Consider the following 17,640-nt stretch of genomic DNA (forward strand, 5'->3'; position numbering starts at 1 on the left):
CGGAGGGCATGGAGCAGGACCCGCGCCCGGAGCCGGACCCCGGCCAGGCCCCGGAGCGGAAGGCCGCCCGGGCCCGCATCGCCCAGCAGCAGACCTGGGTGGACCTGCAGGTCCGCCAGGCCATGGAGCGCGGCGACTTCGAGGACCTGCCCGGCGCCGGCAAGCCGATCGAGGGCCTCGGCGGCGAGCACGACCCCGACTGGTGGCTGAAGAGGCTCATCGAGCGCGAGCGGATCGTGGTGCTGCCGATGAGCGTGCAGCTGCGCCACGAGGACGCCGAGCTCGACGACCGCCTGGACCGGCTCGGCTCGGAGCAGCAGGTGCGCCGCGAGCTGGAGGACTTCAACACCCGGGTCATCGCCGCCCGCTACCGGCTCCCCGAGGGGCCGCCGCTGGTGACGATGCCCCGGGACGTGGAGGCCACCGTCGAGGCCTGGCGCGAGCGCCGGGCCGCCCGGCGTACGCCGGCACCGGCACCGCCACCACCCCGCCGCTCCCGGTGGCGGTGGCGCCGGCGCTGAACCGGGCTGCCTCGGGGGATCCCCGACCCGCCCACCGCCCGTCCACCGAGACCTGGCTCATACCGAGCCGTCCCGGGGCGCTGCTACGTTCGCGCGCATGCGCAGCGCCAAGGACTTCTTCCGCCCGCTCGCCGTGGGCGCACCGACCCCGTTGACGGAGATCCCCGCCCGGCCCAGCCGAGCGATCCACTTCTTCGACCCCAGCAACCCGAAGATGGCCGCGAAGGTGCCCGACATGGTCGGCACCGTCGACGTGCTGCTCGGCAACCTCGAGGACGCGGTCAAGGCCGACAACAAGGTCGCCGCCCGCGAGGGGCTGGTGAAGATCGCCCGCGAGACCCCCGGGCTCGGCGGCGACGGACCGACCCAGCTGTGGACCCGGGTGAACGCCCTGGACAGCCCCTGGGGCCTCGACGACCTGACCACGCTGGTGCCCGCGATCGGCGACCGGCTCGACGTGATCATGGTGCCGAAGGTGCAGGGCGCCGAGGACATCCACTACGTCGACCGGCTGCTCGCCCAGCTCGAGGCGAAGGCCGGGCTCGACCGGCCGATCCTGGTCCACGCGATCCTCGAGACCGCCCGCGGCGTCGCGAACGTCGAGGAGATCTGCGGCGCCAGCCCCCGGATGCAGGGTCTCTCGCTGGGCCCGGCCGACCTGGCCGCCGACCGCCGGATGAAGACCACCCGGGTCGGCGGCGGCCACCCCGGCTACCTGGTCCGCCAGGACCCGGAGGGCGGCGAGATCAACGGTCCGCGCACGACGTACCAGCAGGACCTGTGGCACTACACGATCGCGCGGATGGTCGACGCCTGCGCGATGCACGGCATCTACCCCTACTACGGGCCGTTCGGCGACATCACCGACGTCGTCGCCTGCGAGGACCAGTTCCGCAACGCGTTCCTGCTCGGCTGCGTCGGCACCTGGAGCCTGCACCCCAAGCAGATCGCGATCGCGAACCGGGTCTTCAGCCCGAGCGTCGAGGACGTCCGGCACGCCCGCCGGGTCGCCGCCGCCATGTCTGCTCTGGGGGGCGGCGGCACCGGCGCGGTGATGCTCGACGGCAAGATGGAGGACGACGCCTCCCTCAAGCAGTGCCTGGTGATGGTCGAGCTCGCCGAGCAGCTGGCCGCCATCGACCCCGAGCTGAAGAAGCAGTACGACGCGATCGAGCTGGAGGGCTGAGCGCGATGAGCGACTTCACGCCGCTGCGCTCGGTCCTCTACATGCCCAGCTCCAACGAGCGAGCGCTGGAGAAGGCCAAGTCGATCCCGTGCGACGCGCTGATCCTCGACCTCGAGGACGCCGTGGCGCCCGACGCCAAGGAGGCCGCCCGCGAGGCGGCCTGCGCGGCGGTCGGCTCCGGGGAGTACGGCCGCCGGACGGTCACGATCCGGGTCAACGCCCTCGGCACGCAGTGGCACGACGCCGACCTCGAGGCGGCAGCGAAGGCCGGGCCGGCCGCGATCGTGGTCCCGAAGGTGAACAGCGCCGCCGAGGTGCAGCAGCTGGTGGCGGCGATGGAGCGCGCCGGCGCACCCGCGCACACCAAGCTCTGGGCGATGATCGAGACCCCGGTCGCGATCCTCGACGTGCTCGCGATCGCCCGGGCCTCCGAGCGGCTCACGGCGTTCGTGATCGGCACCAACGACCTGGTCAAGGAGCTGTACGCCGAGCACGTGCCCGGCCGCGCGCCGATCCTGCCGTCGCTGCACACCGCGCTGCTGGCCGCTCGCGCCGCCGGGATCGCGATCGTCGACGGCGTCTACAACGACGTCAAGGACCTCGACGGCTTCCTGGCCGAGTGCCGCCAGGGCCGCGAGATGGGCTTCGACGGCAAGACCCTGATCCACCCCGGCCAGGTGGCGGGCGCGAACGAGGCGTTCGCGCCGTCGGCGGAGGCGGTCGAGGACGCCCGGGGCCTGATCGCGGCCTGGCAGGACGGCCAGGGCGCCGGGGTCGTGACCTACCGCGGCCGGATGGTGGAGAACCTGCACGTCGAGTCCGCCCAGCGGACCCTGAGCATCCACGAGGCGGTCCAGGCGCTGGAGGGCTGAGCGGGCCTCCGCCCGCGGTGACGCGCATCGCAGGTTTGCCGGATCGGCGGGCCGGTTAACGGGTGCTCACTCACCTACGGAGGGAAACAACCACCATGGTCATCCTTGGACTGATCCTGCTCATCATCGGCCTCGTCGCCAGCATCAGCATCCTGACGACGATCGGCGCCATCCTGTTGGTCGTCGGGCTGATCCTGAACTTCGTGCCCATGGGCGGTTCGCGCCGCAGGGTCTTCTAGCCCGGCGCACCAAGCATCGCGAGACCCCCGACCGGACCGGTCGGGGGTCTCGCTGCGTCCGCGGCCGCCATCCCCTCGACACGCCGTAGTGCTCGTTTCTCCGCACTACCGCGCATCGCGCACTAGTCTGCGATGCATGGACACCACCCAACTGCTCAAGGGCGTCCTCGACCTGGCAGTGCTCGCCGTCGTCGCGGACGAGGACGGCTACGGGTACGACGTCCTGCGCCGGCTGCGCGCCGGCGGCCTGGACGAGGTCGGGGACGCGTCGGTCTACGGCACCCTGCGCCGGCTGTACGCCGCCGGCGCGCTCACGTCGTACGTCGTTCCCTCCGACGAGGGCCCGCACCGCAAGTACTACGGGATCACCCAGGCCGGCCGCGACCAGCTGGAGCGCCAGACCAAGGACTGGCACACCTTCACCGGGACCGTCACCGCCCTCCTCGACCACCCGCACCAGCCGACCGCGCAGGGAGCCGACTCATGAACGACCCCACCCACACCGCGCACCGGCCCGAGGTCGAGGCGTTCGTGGCCGCCGTCAGCGGTCACCTCGCCGACCTCTCCGAGGAGGAGCGCGAGGAGCTGCTCGGCGGCCTGACTGCCGACCTCGCCGACCAGGTGGCCGACGGCGCCGACCTCGGCGACCCCGAGCGGTACGCCGCGGAGCTGCGCGCCGCCGCCGGGCTGCCCGAGGCGCCCGGCCGGCGGCCGCGACGCGCGCCGCGACCGACGCTGCCGACCGCGGCCGAGCTCGAGGAGACCCTCGACGGCCTGCGCGAGGACCTGTCCCAGTTGGTCTCGAGCCACCGTGCCGCCGAGGAGGCCTGGCGGGTGCTGCTTCCGCTGCGCCCGGCCTGGTGGGTGCTGCGGGCCTGGGCCGTCGTCACCCTGCTGGACCAGCTCGCCGGACCCCCGGAGCTCGTCACGCTGATCCCCTCGTTCAACGGCCCGCTCATCGGACAGGTGCTGCTCGCCGCCGCTGTGGTGGCGAGCGTGCTGCTCGGCCAGGGGCGGCTGCGGCTGCACGGCGGTCCGGGCAGCCCGCTGCGGGAACGGCTCGGGCTGCTCGCGATCAACGCCGGCGCGCTCGTCGCCCTGCTCGTGGTCGCCTCGAACCTGCCCAGCGCCGCCACCTTGCACTCGTCCTACGAGGGGACTGCATTCCAGGACGGCTACGTGATGGGGGCCGATGAGCGGTCCACCGGGCTGCGGCTCGACGGCGTCCCGGTCCGCAACCTGTTCGCCTACGACAGCGCGGGCCAGCCCCTCGACGGCGTGCAGCTCTACGACGCCGACGGCCGGCCGCTCGCGATCGCGGCGAGGACGACCGCCAGCGGCTACGGCGCCGAGCGCACCGTCGGGTGCGGCTGGCGCAACGGCAGCAGCCAGCTCTTCCACGTCTTCCCGCTGCTCCAGCGCGAGCAGCGCCGCGGCACCTGCCGGGACGAGGACCGCGAGTCCGGCCCGCTCACGACGCCGGTCGCACCGTTCGCCCAGGTGCCGCCGGTCACCTCACCGGCCGCCGAGGCCGAGGTCCCCACCGAGGCTCCCGCTCCCGCCGCCCCGAAGCCGCAGTCCGGCCAGGAATGAGGTCACCTTCGCCGCGGACATCTCGCAGGGCCGGAGCACGGCAGGCCCCTGGCGCGGTCGGTAGAGGTTGGCGCTGACCACGTCGGACCCGCCGAGCTCCTCGGCGTACACCTTCTCGCTGCGGCCGCCGACCTGGACGGTCCGGCTGAGTCCGTAGCGGCGTCCGGCGTACTCCACCTCCGACCAGCCGAGCGGCAGCCGGGCGACGAACTCGCCCGGATCGGTCGGCGGCCCGCTCACCGGGCCGTGAGGTCGCCCACCAGCCGGGCCAGCCGCTCGGCGCGCGGGTCCGCGACCAGCTCCTCGAGCGGGACCGCCAGCGGGATCCGCCAGTTCTCCCGCTCGACCGTGCCCGGGACGTTGGGCCGACGCTCCTCGGCGACCGCGTCCTCGAGGGCGACGGAGAGCAGCAGCGAGGGCGCCCGGGCGAGCTGCCGGTACGCCGCCTCGACGGCCTCCGGGACCTCGGCGTCCGCGGCGAGCCCGTCGCGGCGCAGCCGGACCAGCAGGTCCTCGCGGCCGGCGCGGACGTCGTCCTCGGCCATGTCGGTCGCCTCGAGCTGGTCGGTGACGTCCGAGCCGGTCCACAGCCCGGCGACGGTCGGCAGGTCGTGGGTGGTGACCGCGGCCAGCGCCCCCTCCGGCCACTCGGCGGGGTCCTCGTCCTCGAACCAGAGCACCTTGTAGGAGAGGATCCCGCGCTCGGCGAGGGCCTCGCGGACCCCCGGCTCGACGGTTCCGAGGTCCTCCCCGACGACCACCGCGCCCGCGCGGTGGGACTCCAGCGCGACGATGTCGAGGAGGTCGTCGGCCGGGTAGCGCACGTAGGCACCCTCGGTCGGTGCCGTGCCCTCGGGGATCCACCACAGCCGGAACAGGCCCATCACGTGGTCGATGCGCAGACCGCCGGCGCCGGCGATGGTGGCGCGCACCGACTCGATGAACGGCTCGTAGTCGGCCGCCCGGAGCCGCCACGGGACCAGCGGCGGCGACCCCCAGTCCTGCCCGATGCTGTTGAGCAGGTCGGGCGGGGCGCCGACCGTGACGCCGGTGGCGAGGGCGTCGGTCCAGGCCCAGGCGTCGGCGCCGCTGCCGGAGACGCCGATCGGCAGGTCCTGCAGGACCGTGAGCTCCCCGGTCGCCGCGCGCAGCTGGAGGTCGAGCAGCCACTGCAGCCAGGCGTGGAAGCGGATCTCCTCGGCGTGCTCCGCGACGAAGGCCGCCACGCCGGGACCGTCCGCACGACGCAGCTCCTCGGGCCAGGTCAGCCGGTCCGGGCCGTGCCGGTCGGCCAGCGCGCACCAGGTCGCCCAGGACTCCACGGCCGCCGAGTCCCGGCGCCTGGCCGCGAACTCGGCGCCGCCGCCGGTGCGGTCGAAGACTGCCTGCAGCACCGGCCGCTTCACCCGCCAGGCGCCGTCACGGTCGACCAGCTCCGTGCCGCGCAGCCGCTCGAGCTCCGCGGCGTACGGCGCGAGGTCCGCCTCGTCGACGCCGGGGACGTCCTCGACGGCGAGGTAGACCGGGTTGCGGAACCGGCGGGTGGCGGGCAGGTACGGGCTGGCCTCCTGAGGCAGCGTCGGAGCGACCCCGTGCAGCGGGTTGACCAGCAGGAACCCACCGCCAAGGGCCTCGGTCCACTCGCGCAGCCGCCGCAGGTCGGCGAGGTCGCCGATGCCCCAGCTGCGGTGGGAGCGGGCGCCGTACAGCTGGACGGTCCAGCCCCAGCGCTGCTGGGTGGGGACGTGGCAGCGCCCGGGCGACACGATCAGCCGGCGCTCGCGCCCGGCGGCGTCGCGCAGCGTGTGGTAGCCGAGCGGGAAGTCCTGCGGCAGCGTGTCGCTCACGGAGACAGTGGTGCCGTCCTCGCACCGCACGGTGACGTCGCCGAGCCCGAGCGGCCGACCGGGCCGGGTGACGATCGGCGCGGTGTCCTCGAGGTCGGCCGGCGGGGTCCCGATCACCTCGCGCAGCCGCTCGATCGTGGCGTCGGGGACCCGCTGGGGCCGGTCGTCGGCGTCGACCCAGTCCTGCTGGAGACCCCACGCGTCGGCCGCAGGGGCGGCCAGGGGAACGGAGAGAGCGTCGGTCATGCCGCTGCGGTGCCCGACCGGGCGGCGCGCATGCCTGCGGCTACCGCTCCCGGCCAGCGACGTGGGTCACTCGCGCGTCAGGGGCGCCGCAGGATCGGCTCGGCGTCGGCGAGGAAGGCCTCGAAGGACCGCGCCGGGCGGCCGGTGACCCGCTCGACGTCGTCGGTCACCGCCGCGAAGCTGCCGGCCTGCACCCGCTCGAAGGTCAGCGCCATCAGGTCCCGCTCGAACCCCTCGGTCCCGGCCACGGCCTCCTTGATCGGCACGTCGCGGTGGGTGACCGGTCGCCCGATCGCCCCGGAGAGCAGCTCGGCGGTGCGCGGCAGCGAGAGGGCCTCCGGGCCGGAGAGCTCGTAGACCCGGCCGGCGTGCCGCCGGTCGAGCAGCGCCTGCTCCGCAACCGCCGCGATGTCGCGGGCGTCGATCCAGGCCAGGCCCACCCCGCCGCTCGCGAACGGCAGCTCGCCGGTCTCGGCGAGCCGCCCGCCGTAGAAGCGGGGGTCGGTGAAGACCTGCATGAACCAGCTCGGCCGCAGCATGGTCCAGGCCCGGCCGCTTCCGCGCACGACCTGCTCGACGTGCGCCGCCCACCCGTCGGGCGCGACGTCGTCGGCATCCCGCTCGGACAGCAGGACCACCCGGGTCTTCGGCGCCGTCTCGGCGAGGAACGCCGCGATCAGCTCCGGCGCGTCGGCGCGGTCGGGGCGTACGACGTACACCGCGTCGACGCCGTCGGTGGCCGCAGCCCAGCCGGCCGGGTCGTCCCAGGAGAACGCGGTCGGGCGGACCCCCGGGCCGCTCACCGTCGACGGGTCGCTGCTGCCGCCGAGCACCTCGACGTCGCGGCGCGCGGCGAGCAGCTCCGCCAGCGGAGCCCCGGTCTTGCCGCGGACCCCGGTCACCAGCACGCGGGTGGTGCCGCCTTCGGTCGTCGTCTCACGCTCCACGTCGATCCCCCCTCAGGGCCGCTCATGGCCCGCTCCAGCGGAGTGGCGCCGTGGCCGCCCGCCGCCGGTCTGCGGTCGAGATCCCGACACTAGCTCCGCCGGCTCACCGCCGCCGAGCGAAGCGGACGTCGCCGTTGGGCATGCGGTCGTGGAGGTAGCGGTCGTCGTGGACCAGGTGGTGGTGTCGGGAGCAGAGCAGGATCCCGTTCGCGAGGTCGGTCCTCCCACCGCGGGACCAGGGCTGGAGGTGGTGCGCCTCGGTCCAGGCCGCGGGGATCGAGCATCCGTCGGCGCGGCACTCCCGGTCCCGCAGGGCCAGCGCCTTGCGCTGGGCGGGCGTGAACAGCCGCGCCGTGTGGCCCAGGTCGAGCGGCACCGACCGGGTGCCGAGCACGGCCGGGACGAGGTTCGCCGTGCAGGCCAGTCGGCGTGCCTCGCCGGCGGTGATCCGGGAGCCGTCGGCCAGGGCCGCGGTCCCGAGGCCGCTCACCAGCGCGTCGACGTCCATCGTGATCATCATCGTCGTGGCATCCCCGCCGTGCAGCGGCAGCCGGGCCGGGTCGATGGTCTCCAGCAGCGAGCAGAACGCCTCCCCCATGCGGCGGTCGTAGGGCTGCTGCTCCGCACCGTCGCTTGAGCGACGGGGACTGGTGAACGCCTCCAGCGAGGTCGTGAGCCGCAGCGCGACCGCGTCGGGCACCCGGGCCTTGATCAGCGCGGTGCCGTCGCCGAGGTGCTGGATCCGCAGCGACGTACGCCGCCGGGCCCGCCGCTCCGCGTCGGCCAGCTGCTGACCCTCCAGCTCCTCGGCCAGCTCGGGAGCGACCACCTCCAGGATCCGCTCCCCCAGCCGCCGCAGCTCCCGCGGCCCGAAGTGCGCGGCCTGCTCGACCAGGTGCTGCTCGGCCCGGGCCAGGACCTCACCCCACTCCTCGGCGCCAATGTCCACCAGCGCCGCGGCCGAGGCGAGGTCATCGAGGGCGCCCGCGATCACGTGGCCCTGGTCGACGTTCACCTGCCCGGTGAGCAGCGACCCGCCGAGTCGCTGCCAGCGTCGGTCGCACGCGACCCCGAGCCGCTGAGCCCGCCGGGCCGCCGCCCCCGAGGCGTGGGTCCGGTGTGCCAGCCACCCCGCCACATCGCGGTGCCCGTCAGCCTCGGCGACCTCCCCGGCGCACGCGATCAGCTTCGCCTGCAGAGCCTCGACGCGCGAGGACAACCGCGCCAGCGCCAGCAGGGCCTCACGCTTCTCGGCGACCGGCAGGAACACCGGCTCGAGGCCGACCAGCTTGTCCAGCACGCCCTCGATCGACTCCGCACCCACCAGGAACGGGTGAACCGTCTCCGCCATCGCAGCCCCCGGAAGTCACCAGGCGTGGCACCCCCGCCACTAACACTAATCGTTCACCTGTTCGAATCGAAGCAATAGGCTCAATCCACATTTCTGGAAACTGTGGACAACCACTTCCGATACAGGCGTACGCCGCCCCGTCGCGCCGACCAGACCTTGACGGGCGGCGCCGTCAGGCCGGTCCGCCGGCGGCATTGGCGAGGGTGACGTGTGCGAAAAAGCGGACAAACCGGCCTGTGCGCGCAAGCTCACGCACGCAGGATCGACTCCATTGACTTTCCCCGCGCCAGCTCGTCGACGAGCTTGTCGAGGTAGCGGATCTGCCGCATCAGGGGGTCCTCGACGTCCTGCACCCGCACTCCGCAGACCGTGCCGGTGATCGACACCGCGTTCGGGTGGAGAGCGGCGGCAGCGAAGAAGTCCTCGAACGTCGTGCCGGCCGCGAGGTGGCGGCCCAAGGCGGCCTCGTCGAAGCCGGTCAGCCACTCGATCACCCGATCGAGCTCGGCTCGGGTGCGCCCCTTCTTCTCCACCTTGGTCAGGTAGTGCGGGTAGACCGAGGCGACGCTCACCGTGAAGATCCGGCTCATCGGCACACCCAGGCCGCGACTCAGGACCGGTTGTGCTCGATGGCCCGGCGGACCAGCTCGGTGAACGCGGCCTCGTCGAGCACGTCGCCCTCGCGGAGGTCGATGGCGCGGCGGGTGCCGGCGTCCAGGCTCGCGTTGAACAGACTCGACGGGTCGTCGAGCGCGGCGCCCTGCGCGAAGGTCAGCTTCACCTTGTCGCGGTAGGTCTCGGCCGTGCAGATCAGACCGGCGCAGGAGAACGTCGGGACGCCGTCGGGGTTCGCGGCCTTGCGCCACTTGGCCTCCTCGACCACGTCCGGGTCGGCGGCCAGGATCAGGGCACGCGCCTGCTCGATGGTCCCGGTCCGCCAGTCCTCGGTCATCGAATCACCGTACCGAGCCCGGCGCCTGCTGGATAGGACCGCGCGAGGTCAGCCAGCGAGCTCCTCGAGGGCCCGGACGACCTCGGTGACCGGGGGCAGCGCGGCGATCTCGTCGGCGACCGCCTGCGCGGCGGCGGCGTACCGGGGCTCGCCGAGCACGGTGCCGAGCGCGGCGGGCACCCCCACCGCCGCGTCGGCGCCACCGAGGAGCCTGACCCCGGCGCCCACCGCCGCGACCTGCTCGGCGTTGACGAACTGGTCCATCGCGAACAGCGGCAGCAGCACCTGCGGCACCCCTGCCGCCAGCGCCGCCAGCGTCGTCCCGAACCCGCCGTGCCCGACGACGGCCGACGCCTCGGGCAGGACGGCCGCCTGCGGCCACCACCGACGCACGCAGGCGTTCCCCGGGGCGCTGAGCGCGTGGGGATCGAGGCCGTCCCCGGTCGTGAGCAGCACCCGCAGCGGCTCGTCGGCCAGCGCGCCGAGGACCGCCTGATACACGCCGGCGACGTGCGGGAGGGTCGAGGCGACCGAGCCGAAGCTCACGTAGACCAGCGGGTCGGCGGGATCCCCCCAGGGCGGCGGAAGCTCGCGGTCGCCGGTGCCGGCCGGTGCGCGATAGCGGTGCAGCGGCCCGCCGTACCCGATGATCAACGGGCGCGCGTCGTCGAGGATCCGCGGCACGCTGGTGAAGGTCGTCGCGGTGCGGAGCGCCGCCGAGCAGCTGCCCAGCGCGATCCCGGCGATCTCGTCGAGCTCTGCGAGCGGCTGCGCGACGACCGCCGAGACCCGGTCCATCAGGGCCGAGACGTTCACGGCGACGACCGCGTGCGGTACGCCGGCCGCGAGCGCCGCCGCCAGCGACCCGAACTCGATCGGCTCACGGACCACGAGGTCCGGCCCCCACTCCTGGATGATCGCCGTCACCCCGGGCAGCGCCACCTGGGCGTCGAGCCGGCCGAACACGTCCGCGAGGACTGTGCGGTTGGCCTCCTCGGTGGACAACGAGGGCAGCCTGGCCAGCACCGGCGCCAGCACCACACTCGGTGCGTCCGCGAAGGCCAGGTGCTCCAGCCCTGCGCCGGCGACCTGGGCGGCGAACGACTCCGGGGCCGCCACGGCCACCTCGTGACCGGCGCTCCGGCACGCGTGCGCGACCGGGACCAGCGGGCCGAAGTGACCGGAGCCCGCGGTGCTGGCGAGGAGCACGCGCATCACGACAGCGTCGCAGCCACCGGACCCGACGGGAACCCCTCGGAGGTCCTCGCGCCTCGGGTCGTCCCTCAGGCGGAGGGGTCGCCCCCGGCGGCTCCGGAGCCCTGCTGCTCGCGGCGCTCGTGCAGCCGCTGCTGCGCTTCGGGGAGGTACGCCAGGCACGGCGCCTCGACGTCCGGGTGCTTCTCGGTGAGGTGGAAGATCCAGCGGTCCATCGCGGCCAGGTAGCCGTTGTCGCCACCGGCGCGGTACGCCGACCAGTTGCGCCCGCCCTTGACCACGCACGCGGAGCAGCTGATCTTGTAGACGAACTGCTGGTCGGCGTCGACGTCGATCTTGACCCTCGCCAGCGGACCGCCGTCCGCGGCGGCCTTCCTCTCACGAGCGGAACGGCTCGCCGTCATCTCGCACCCCTGTCTGATCGGCAGCGACGAGCCTACCCGCGGACGCGTCTCCCCCCTGCCACCGAGGGCGGCAGCGGATCTCAGGAGCCGAGCAGCGTCCGGGTCCAGACATCGGCCACCAGGTCGGCGTACCGCTCGGGCGGGTAGCCGGCATCGGCGAGGAGCTGGAAGTACTCCGGGGAGTTCATCGACCACACCAGGTCGGCGACCTGCTCGAGGGTGAGCTCCGGGCGCAGCCGCCCGGTGGCCTGGAGGTCCTGGGCGAACAGCAGCATGTTCGCGCGCCGGCGCCGGCCGATGGCCTCGCGGACCTCCCGGCAGGCGGGGTCCCGGGCGCCGGCCTCGCGCAGCGCCCGGTCCAGGGGCACGGTCTGCGGGAGCCGCTCGCCGAGGGCGTCGGCATAGCGCCGGATCTTCTCCTCGGCGCTCGCCGCCTCCCGGATCCGGCGCACGTAGTCGCGGTCCTCGGCGGGCACCGGCTCCTCGGCCGCCCCCAGGACCATGTCGTGCACGGCGAGCAGCAGGGCGGGCTTGCGGCCCACGCTGGCGTACACGGTGTCGACCGAGACACCGGCCCGCCGGGCGATCTCGGCGACCGAGGTCTCGGCGTACCCGCGGGTGGTGAACAGTGCCCGGGCCGCCCGCAGCACCGCGCGACGGGTGGCCTCGGCCTGCTCGCGCCGGACCGGGGAGTCGTAGCGGCGGGCGCCCGGGGCATTGACGGGCTGGTCCACGCGGCCTAGCGTAGCAATATTCGTCCGAGGCCGATTCGGACCAATTCCGGTGGGTGGTAGCCATGACGGAGACCAGCGCTCGGCACGACCAGGTGGACGACGTGGTCGCCTGCGGCCCGGGGACCGGCCGCGGCACCTGGGCGATGGGGTCGCTCTTCGAGCACCTCGCCGGCCCGGAGCAGACCGGCGGCGGGCTCGGGGTGGCACTCGTGACCCAGCCGCCGGGGATCGCCACGCCGCTGCACCGCCACGAGCGGGAGGCGGAGGCGCTCTTCCTGCTCGAGGGCGAGCTCAGCTACCGCGCCGGCGAGGCGACGTACGAGCTGAGCGCCGGGTGGTTCCTCTACCTGCCCCGCGGCGTGCCGCACGCCTTCCGGATCCGCGGCGACAGACCGGCACGGTTCCTCAGCCTGACCGTCCCGGGCGGGCTCCTCGGCCTGTACGACGAGGTGGGCGTGCCGGCCGGCGCCCGACGGATCCCCCGCGACGGCGAGGGACGCTCGATGCCCGAGGAGATCGGCCGGTGGGCCGAGGCTGGACCCCGCTACGGGCTCGAGGTGCTCGGCCCGCCGATCCCCGATTGAACAGTGATAAGTCCCTACTCGACCGCCGGCACGATCCGGATGTCGCGCACCGCGCCACCGTCGAGCGCGGCCAGCGCCTCCTGGTAGGCCGGGCCGTCGTGGGCTGCCCGGGCGGCCTCGACCGAGGCGAACTCGATGAGCACGGTCCGGGTCGCCTGCCCCGACTCGTAGGTCAGCTCGGGGAACCCGCGGGCGATGAACCTGCCGCCCGCGTCGGTCAGGGCGGGGCCGGCGAGCTCGGCGTACGCCGCGAGCTTCGCCTCGTCGAGGACGTCCTTGTAGATGCTGATCCAGTAGGCGGTCATGGGCCCATCCTGCCGGGTCCCGGCGGGGGCGTCGCGGCCTCGGCCATCGGCGTGCGCACCCCGCGCTCGGCCGCGACCTGCTCGGCCCGCTCGTAGCCCGCGTCGACGTGGCGCACCACTGCCATCGCCGGGTCGTTGGTCAGCACCCGCTCGATCTTCTGCGCGGCCAGCTCGGTCCCGTCGGCGACCACGACCTGCCCGGCGTGGATCGAGCGGCCGATGCCGACCCCGCCCCCGTGGTGGATCGAGACCCAGGTGGCGCCCGAGGCGGTGTTGACCAGCGCGTTCAGCAGCGGCCAGTCGGCGATCGCGTCGGACCCGTCGCGCATCGCCTCGGTCTCCCGGTACGGCGAGGCGACCGACCCGCCGTCGAGGTGGTCGCGCCCGATCACCACCGGGGCGGACAGCTCCCCGGAGGCGACCATCTCGTTGAACCGCAGCCCGGCGCGGTGCCGCTCGCCGTACCCCAGCCAGCAGATCCGCGCCGGCAGCCCCTGGTGGACGACCCGCTCCTGCGCCATCGTCAGCCAGGTCCGCAGCCGCTCGTCGTCGGGGAACAGCTCGAGCACTGCCCGGTCGGTGGCCGCGATGTCGGCGGGGTCCCCGGACAGCGCCGCCCAGCGGAACGGGCCGCGGCCCGCGCAGAACAGCGGCCGCAGGTACGCCGGCACGAAGCCGGGGAAGTCGAAGGCCCGCTCGAAGCCGCCCTTGCGGGCCTCGTCGCGGATCGAGTTGCCGTAGTCGAAGACCTCCGCGCCGGCGTCGCGGAAGCCCACCATCGCCGCGACGTGCGCAGCCATCGAGGCGCGCGCCTGCTCGGTGAACCCGGCCGGGTCGGCCTCCCGCCGCTCCCGCCACTGATCGAACGGGACGCCGGCGGGCAGGTAGGAGAGCGGGTCGTGGGCGGAGGTCTGGTCGGTGACGACGTCGACCGGGGCCCCGCGCTCCAGCAGCGCCGGCACCACCTCGGCAGCGTTCCCGACCACGCCCACCGACAGCGCCCGGCGCTCGTCGCGGGCCTGGACCGCGAGTGCCAGCGCGGCGTCGAGGTCGTCGGCGAGCACGTCGAGGTAGCGCGTCTCCAGGCGCCGCGCGACCCGCTGCGGGTCGCACTCCACGCAGATCGCCACGCCGCCGTTCATCGTCACCGCCAGCGGCTGCGCGCCGCCCATCCCGCCGAGCCCCGCGGTCAGCGTGATCGTGCCGGCGAGGCTGCCGCCGAAGCGCTGGTCCGCCACCGCTGCGAACGTCTCGAACGTGCCCTGGAGGATCCCCTGGGTGCCGATGTAGATCCACGACCCGGCGGTCATCTGGCCGTACATGGTGAGCCCGAGGTCCTCGAGCCGCCGGAACTCCTCCCAGGTGGCCCAGTCGCCGACCAGGTTGGAGTTCGCCAGCAGCACCCGCGGCGCCCACGCGTGCGTGCGCAGCACCGCCACCGGCTTGCCGGACTGCACCAGCAGCGTCTCGTCGTCACCCAGCGCGCGCAGCTCGCGCACGATGGCGTCGTACGCCGCCCAGCTGCGGGCCGCCTTGCCGGTCCCGCCGTACACGACCAGCTCGGCGGGGCGCTCGGCCACCTCGGGGTCGAGGTTGTTCATCAGCATCCGCAGCGGCGCCTCGGTCTGCCAGGACCGCGCGGTCAGCCCGGTGCCGCGCGGGGCCCGCACCGGGGGGCGGTCCTCAGGGGTCATCCCAGGGGTCATCGCAGGGCTCCGATCTCGTCCTCGACCGCGGCCACGACGGCCCCGGAGCGCACCAGGCCCACGGCGGTCTCGATCTCCGGAGCCAGGTAGCGGTCCGGGCCGGGCCCCTCGACCCCGGCCTCGCGCAGCAGCCGCACCACCGCGCCGGTCGCGGCCGCCGGGGTCAGCGGCGCCCGCAGGTCCAGCGCCCGGGCCGCGGTCAGCACCTCGATGGCCAGCACCCGGGTCAGCCCGTCCACCGAGCGGCGCAGGGTCCGGGCGGCCGACCAGCCCATCGAGACGTGGTCCTCCTGCATCGCGCTGGACGGGATCGAGTCCACCGAGGCCGGCACCGCGAGCCGCTTGAGCTCCGAGACGATCCCGGCCTGGGTGTACTGGGCGATCATGTGCCCGCTGTCGACGCCGGGGTCGTCGGCGAGGAACGGCGGCAGCCCGTGGCTGCGGGCCCGGTCCAGGAACCGGTCGGTGCGGCGCTCGCTCATCGAGGCGACGTCGGCGGCCACGATCGCGGCGAAGTCGAGCACGTAGCCCAGCGGAGCGCCGTGGAAGTTGCCGTTGGACTCGACCCGGTCGCCGACCACCACCGGGTTGTCGATCGCCGCGGCGAGCTCGCGGGTCGCGACCGCGGCGGCGTGCTCGACGGTGTCCCGGGCGGCCCCGTGCACCTGCGGGGAGCAGCGCAGCGAGTAGGCGTCCTGGACCCGGTGGCAGTCGGGGCCGCGGTGCGAGGCCACGATCGGGGAGTCCGCCAGCAGCGCGACCAGGTTCGCCGCGGACGCCGCCTGGCCCGGATGCGGGCGCAGCCGCTGGAGCTCGGCGGCGAAGACCCGGTCCGTGCCGAGCTGGCCCTCGACCGACATCGCCGCCGCGATGTCCGCGGTGCGCAGCAGCAGCCGCAGGTCGGTGAGCGCCAGCACCAGCATCCCGAGCATCCCGTCGGTGCCGTTGATCAGCGCCAGCCCCTCCTTCTCGCCCAGCTCCACCGGCGCGAGCCCGGCCGCCGCCAGGGCCTCGGCCGCCGGACGGGCGACCCCCGCGGCGTCGCGGACCGTGCCCTCTCCGATCAGCGCCAGCGCGCAGTGGGCGAGCGGCGCCAGGTCGCCGGAGCAGCCCAGCGAGCCGTGCTCGGGCACGACCGGGGTGATCCCCGCGTCCAGCAGGCCGGCGAGCAGCGCGGCGGTCGCGGGCCGCACCCCGGTGTGCCCGGTCGCGAGCGTCGAGAGCCGCAGCAGCATCAGCGCGCGCACCACCTCCCGCTCCACCTCGGGCCCGGACCCGGCCGCGTGCGAGCGGACCAGTGAGCGCTGCAGCTGGGTGCGCCGCTGCGCCGGGACGTGCCGGGTGGCGAGCGCGCCGAACCCCGTCGAGATGCCGTACGCCGGCCGCGGCCCCGCGGCGAGCGCGTCGACGACCGCCCGCCCCCGGCGTACCGCCTCCTGCGCGGCGGGGGTGAGCACCACCCCCGCGCCGTGCCGGGCGACCGCGACGACCTCGGCGAAGGACAGGGGGTCGACGTCCACCCCGACCGGTGGCTCGACTCGCGGCTCGACGCTCATCGCTCCATTGCAGGCCTCGACGTCGTCCCCCGCCAGAGCGAAGCGGGCGCCCGTGTCTCGGATCCCAGACTCGGATCCCAGCTCGGGTCAGTGGGCCGGTGTCGGCAACGTCACCGGCCGCCTGCCGAGACCCGGCGCGGCCCCGGAGGCCGCCCCGGGTTGACTGGCGCGGTGGACGAGGTGGGTGCGGCACGCCGCTGGTGGATGCTGGCGGCGAGCACCCTGGCCCAGGCCTCGGCCGCGGTGATGTACCACGGCCCGGCCTTCCTGATCCCGGCCCTGCACGAGCAGGAGGGACTCTCGCTCGCCCAGGCCGGCCTGGTCGCGGCCGCCCCGACCGTCGGCGTGATGCTCGCGCTGGTCGCCTGGGGCTGGGTGACCGACCGGGTCGGCGAGCGGTTCGTGCTGCTGGCCGGGCTCGGGTCCGCGGCGGTCGCCGGCGTGGTCAGCGCCCTGGTCGACGGCCTGGTCCCGATGGCGCTCGCGCTGCTGCTGGCCGGCGCGGCCGCGGCCAGCACCAACTCGGCCGGCGGCCGGGTCGTCGTGGGCTGGTTCCCCGCCCATCGACGCGGGCTGGCGATGGGCATCCGGCAGATGGCCCAGCCGCTCGGCGTCGGGGTCGCGGCCCTGACCATCGCCGTCGTCGCCGACCGCTCCGGCGTCCAGGCCGCACTCTGGGCGCCGGCGCTGGCCTGCGCGGCCAGCGCGGTCGTGGTGGCGCTGGTCGTGATCGACCCGCCGCGCCCCGCGCGGGCGGCCGGCGGCACCCCCAGCCCGTACCGCCGCGACCGCTTCCTGCCGCGGGTGCACGGCGTCTCGGTGCTGCTGGTGGTCCCGCAGTTCGTGGTGTGGACGTTCGCGCTGGTCTGGCTGGTCCAGGAGCGGGGCTGGTCCCCGGCCGCGGCCGGCGGCCTGGTGGCGGGCGCCCAGGTCCTCGGCGCGCTGGGCCGGATCGCCGCCGGGCACCTCTCCGACGTCGTCGGCGCCCGGATGGCGCCGCTGCGCTGGGTCGCCCTGGCCGCCGCGGCCGCGATGGGGCTGCTCGCGCTGGCCACCGGGCTGGACTGGGCGATCGCGGTGCCGCTGGTCGTGCTCGCCACCGTGGTCACGGTCGCCGACAACGGGCTCGCGTTCACCGCCGTCGCCGAGCGCGCCGGCCCGTTCTGGTCCGGCCGCGCGCTGGGCGTCCAGAACACCGCCCAGTTCCTGGCCGGGTCCGCCGTGCCGCCGGTCGCGGGGCTGGCCGTCACCCACCTCGGGTACGCCGCGGCGTTCGCGCTGGCCGCCCTGTTCCCGGTCCTCGCGGCGCCCCTGGTCCCGGTCGACGCGGAGCGCGAGCTCTCCTGAGGCGGGACGGGTCGCCGTGGCGTGCCGGGCAGGGA

At 74.8% G+C, this 17,640-nt stretch carries 20 protein-coding genes; 8 read left to right on the plus strand and 12 right to left on the minus strand.

Annotated elements, in window-relative coordinates; genetic code table 11:
- Positions 1–8 precede the first annotated feature (8 nt).
- The 6 genes from EBO35_RS18145 (at position 9) to EBO35_RS18165 (ending at position 4,411) form a co-directional block, all read left to right on the plus strand.
- A complete protein-coding gene (locus EBO35_RS18145) occupies positions 9–521 on the plus strand; it encodes a DnaJ family domain-containing protein (protein ID WP_122818969.1) in 513 nt (170 codons plus the stop codon).
- Between the two features lie 97 nt (positions 522–618).
- Positions 619–1,707, plus strand: a complete 1,089-nt coding sequence (locus EBO35_RS18150; RefSeq protein ID WP_122818970.1) for an HpcH/HpaI aldolase/citrate lyase family protein — start codon at positions 619–621, stop codon at positions 1,705–1,707.
- Between the two features lie 5 nt (positions 1,708–1,712).
- Entirely contained in the window at positions 1,713–2,579 is an 867-nt protein-coding gene (locus EBO35_RS18155; protein ID WP_122818971.1) for an HpcH/HpaI aldolase/citrate lyase family protein, read from the plus strand.
- A 95-nt stretch (positions 2,580–2,674) separates the two neighbouring features.
- Positions 2,675–2,818 (plus strand): hypothetical protein, encoded by a 144-nt coding sequence (locus EBO35_RS19640; RefSeq protein ID WP_164478040.1) that lies wholly within the window; start codon positions 2,675–2,677, stop codon positions 2,816–2,818.
- Positions 2,819–2,954: 136 nt separating this feature from the next.
- A complete protein-coding gene (locus EBO35_RS18160; RefSeq protein ID WP_206422609.1) occupies positions 2,955–3,305 on the plus strand; it encodes a PadR family transcriptional regulator in 351 nt (116 codons plus the stop codon).
- Complete coding sequence (locus EBO35_RS18165; RefSeq protein WP_122818972.1) at positions 3,302–4,411, plus strand: HAAS signaling domain-containing protein; 1,110 nt, start codon at positions 3,302–3,304, stop codon at positions 4,409–4,411. Before EBO35_RS18160 ends, EBO35_RS18165 begins: the two co-directional genes overlap by 4 nt.
- On the opposite strand, the gene EBO35_RS18170 is transcribed toward EBO35_RS18165, so the two are convergent.
- The 9 genes from EBO35_RS18170 to EBO35_RS18210 form a co-directional block, all read right to left on the minus strand.
- Positions 4,334–4,651 (minus strand): hypothetical protein, encoded by a 318-nt coding sequence (locus EBO35_RS18170; protein WP_206422610.1) that lies wholly within the window; start codon positions 4,649–4,651, stop codon positions 4,334–4,336. The two genes, EBO35_RS18165 and EBO35_RS18170, sit on opposite strands and share 78 nt — an antisense overlap.
- Positions 4,648–6,504, minus strand: a complete 1,857-nt coding sequence (gene malQ, locus EBO35_RS18175) for a 4-alpha-glucanotransferase (protein WP_122818973.1) — start codon at positions 6,502–6,504, stop codon at positions 4,648–4,650. Before malQ ends, EBO35_RS18170 begins: the two co-directional genes overlap by 4 nt.
- A gap of 77 nt (positions 6,505–6,581) precedes the next feature.
- Positions 6,582–7,451 (minus strand): NmrA family NAD(P)-binding protein, encoded by an 870-nt coding sequence (locus EBO35_RS18180; protein WP_122818974.1) that lies wholly within the window; start codon positions 7,449–7,451, stop codon positions 6,582–6,584.
- 103 nt (positions 7,452–7,554) lie between these two features.
- Positions 7,555–8,802, minus strand: a complete 1,248-nt coding sequence (locus EBO35_RS18185; RefSeq protein ID WP_122818975.1) for an HNH endonuclease signature motif containing protein — start codon at positions 8,800–8,802, stop codon at positions 7,555–7,557.
- Between the two features lie 248 nt (positions 8,803–9,050).
- Positions 9,051–9,392, minus strand: a complete 342-nt coding sequence (locus EBO35_RS18190) for a DUF2200 domain-containing protein (protein WP_122818976.1) — start codon at positions 9,390–9,392, stop codon at positions 9,051–9,053.
- A gap of 20 nt (positions 9,393–9,412) precedes the next feature.
- Positions 9,413–9,754 carry a DUF1801 domain-containing protein gene (locus tag EBO35_RS18195; protein ID WP_122818977.1) on the minus strand — a complete coding sequence of 114 codons (342 nt, stop codon included), beginning with the start codon at positions 9,752–9,754 and terminating at the stop codon, positions 9,413–9,415.
- A 48-nt stretch (positions 9,755–9,802) separates the two neighbouring features.
- Entirely contained in the window at positions 9,803–10,969 is a 1,167-nt protein-coding gene (locus EBO35_RS18200) for a glycosyltransferase (protein WP_122818978.1), read from the minus strand.
- A 68-nt stretch (positions 10,970–11,037) separates the two neighbouring features.
- On the minus strand, positions 11,038–11,373 hold the full coding sequence (locus EBO35_RS18205; protein WP_122818979.1) for a hypothetical protein: 336 nt from the start codon (positions 11,371–11,373) through the stop codon (positions 11,038–11,040).
- A gap of 80 nt (positions 11,374–11,453) precedes the next feature.
- Entirely contained in the window at positions 11,454–12,107 is a 654-nt protein-coding gene (locus EBO35_RS18210; protein ID WP_122818980.1) for a TetR/AcrR family transcriptional regulator, read from the minus strand.
- A 62-nt stretch (positions 12,108–12,169) separates the two neighbouring features.
- Here EBO35_RS18210 and EBO35_RS18215 point away from each other — a divergent pair, with 62 nt between their 5' ends.
- A complete protein-coding gene (locus EBO35_RS18215; RefSeq protein ID WP_122818981.1) occupies positions 12,170–12,691 on the plus strand; it encodes a cupin domain-containing protein in 522 nt (173 codons plus the stop codon).
- Between the two features lie 14 nt (positions 12,692–12,705).
- Here EBO35_RS18215 and EBO35_RS18220 read toward each other — a convergent pair whose 3' ends face one another.
- Genes EBO35_RS18220 through hutH form a run of 3 tightly spaced genes read right to left on the minus strand, consistent with a single transcriptional unit; the run spans position 12,706 to position 16,258 of the window.
- On the minus strand, positions 12,706–12,996 hold the full coding sequence (locus EBO35_RS18220; protein ID WP_122818982.1) for a DUF1330 domain-containing protein: 291 nt from the start codon (positions 12,994–12,996) through the stop codon (positions 12,706–12,708).
- Positions 12,993–14,690, minus strand: a complete 1,698-nt coding sequence (hutU, locus tag EBO35_RS18225; protein ID WP_122818983.1) for a urocanate hydratase — start codon at positions 14,688–14,690, stop codon at positions 12,993–12,995. Before hutU ends, EBO35_RS18220 begins: the two co-directional genes overlap by 4 nt.
- 8 nt (positions 14,691–14,698) lie before the next feature.
- Positions 14,699–16,258 carry a histidine ammonia-lyase gene (gene hutH, locus EBO35_RS18230; RefSeq protein WP_122818984.1) on the minus strand — a complete coding sequence of 520 codons (1,560 nt, stop codon included), beginning with the start codon at positions 16,256–16,258 and terminating at the stop codon, positions 14,699–14,701.
- 171 nt (positions 16,259–16,429) lie between these two features.
- Between hutH and EBO35_RS18235 the strand changes: the two genes are divergently transcribed.
- Complete coding sequence (locus tag EBO35_RS18235) at positions 16,430–17,605, plus strand: MFS transporter (protein ID WP_241153770.1); 1,176 nt, start codon at positions 16,430–16,432, stop codon at positions 17,603–17,605.
- The last annotated feature ends 35 nt before the right edge of the window (positions 17,606–17,640 follow it).

Origin of the sequence: Nocardioides pantholopis, assembly GCF_003710085.1 — a bacterium.
Classification (GTDB): Bacteria; Actinomycetota; Actinomycetes; order Propionibacteriales; family Nocardioidaceae; genus Nocardioides; species Nocardioides pantholopis.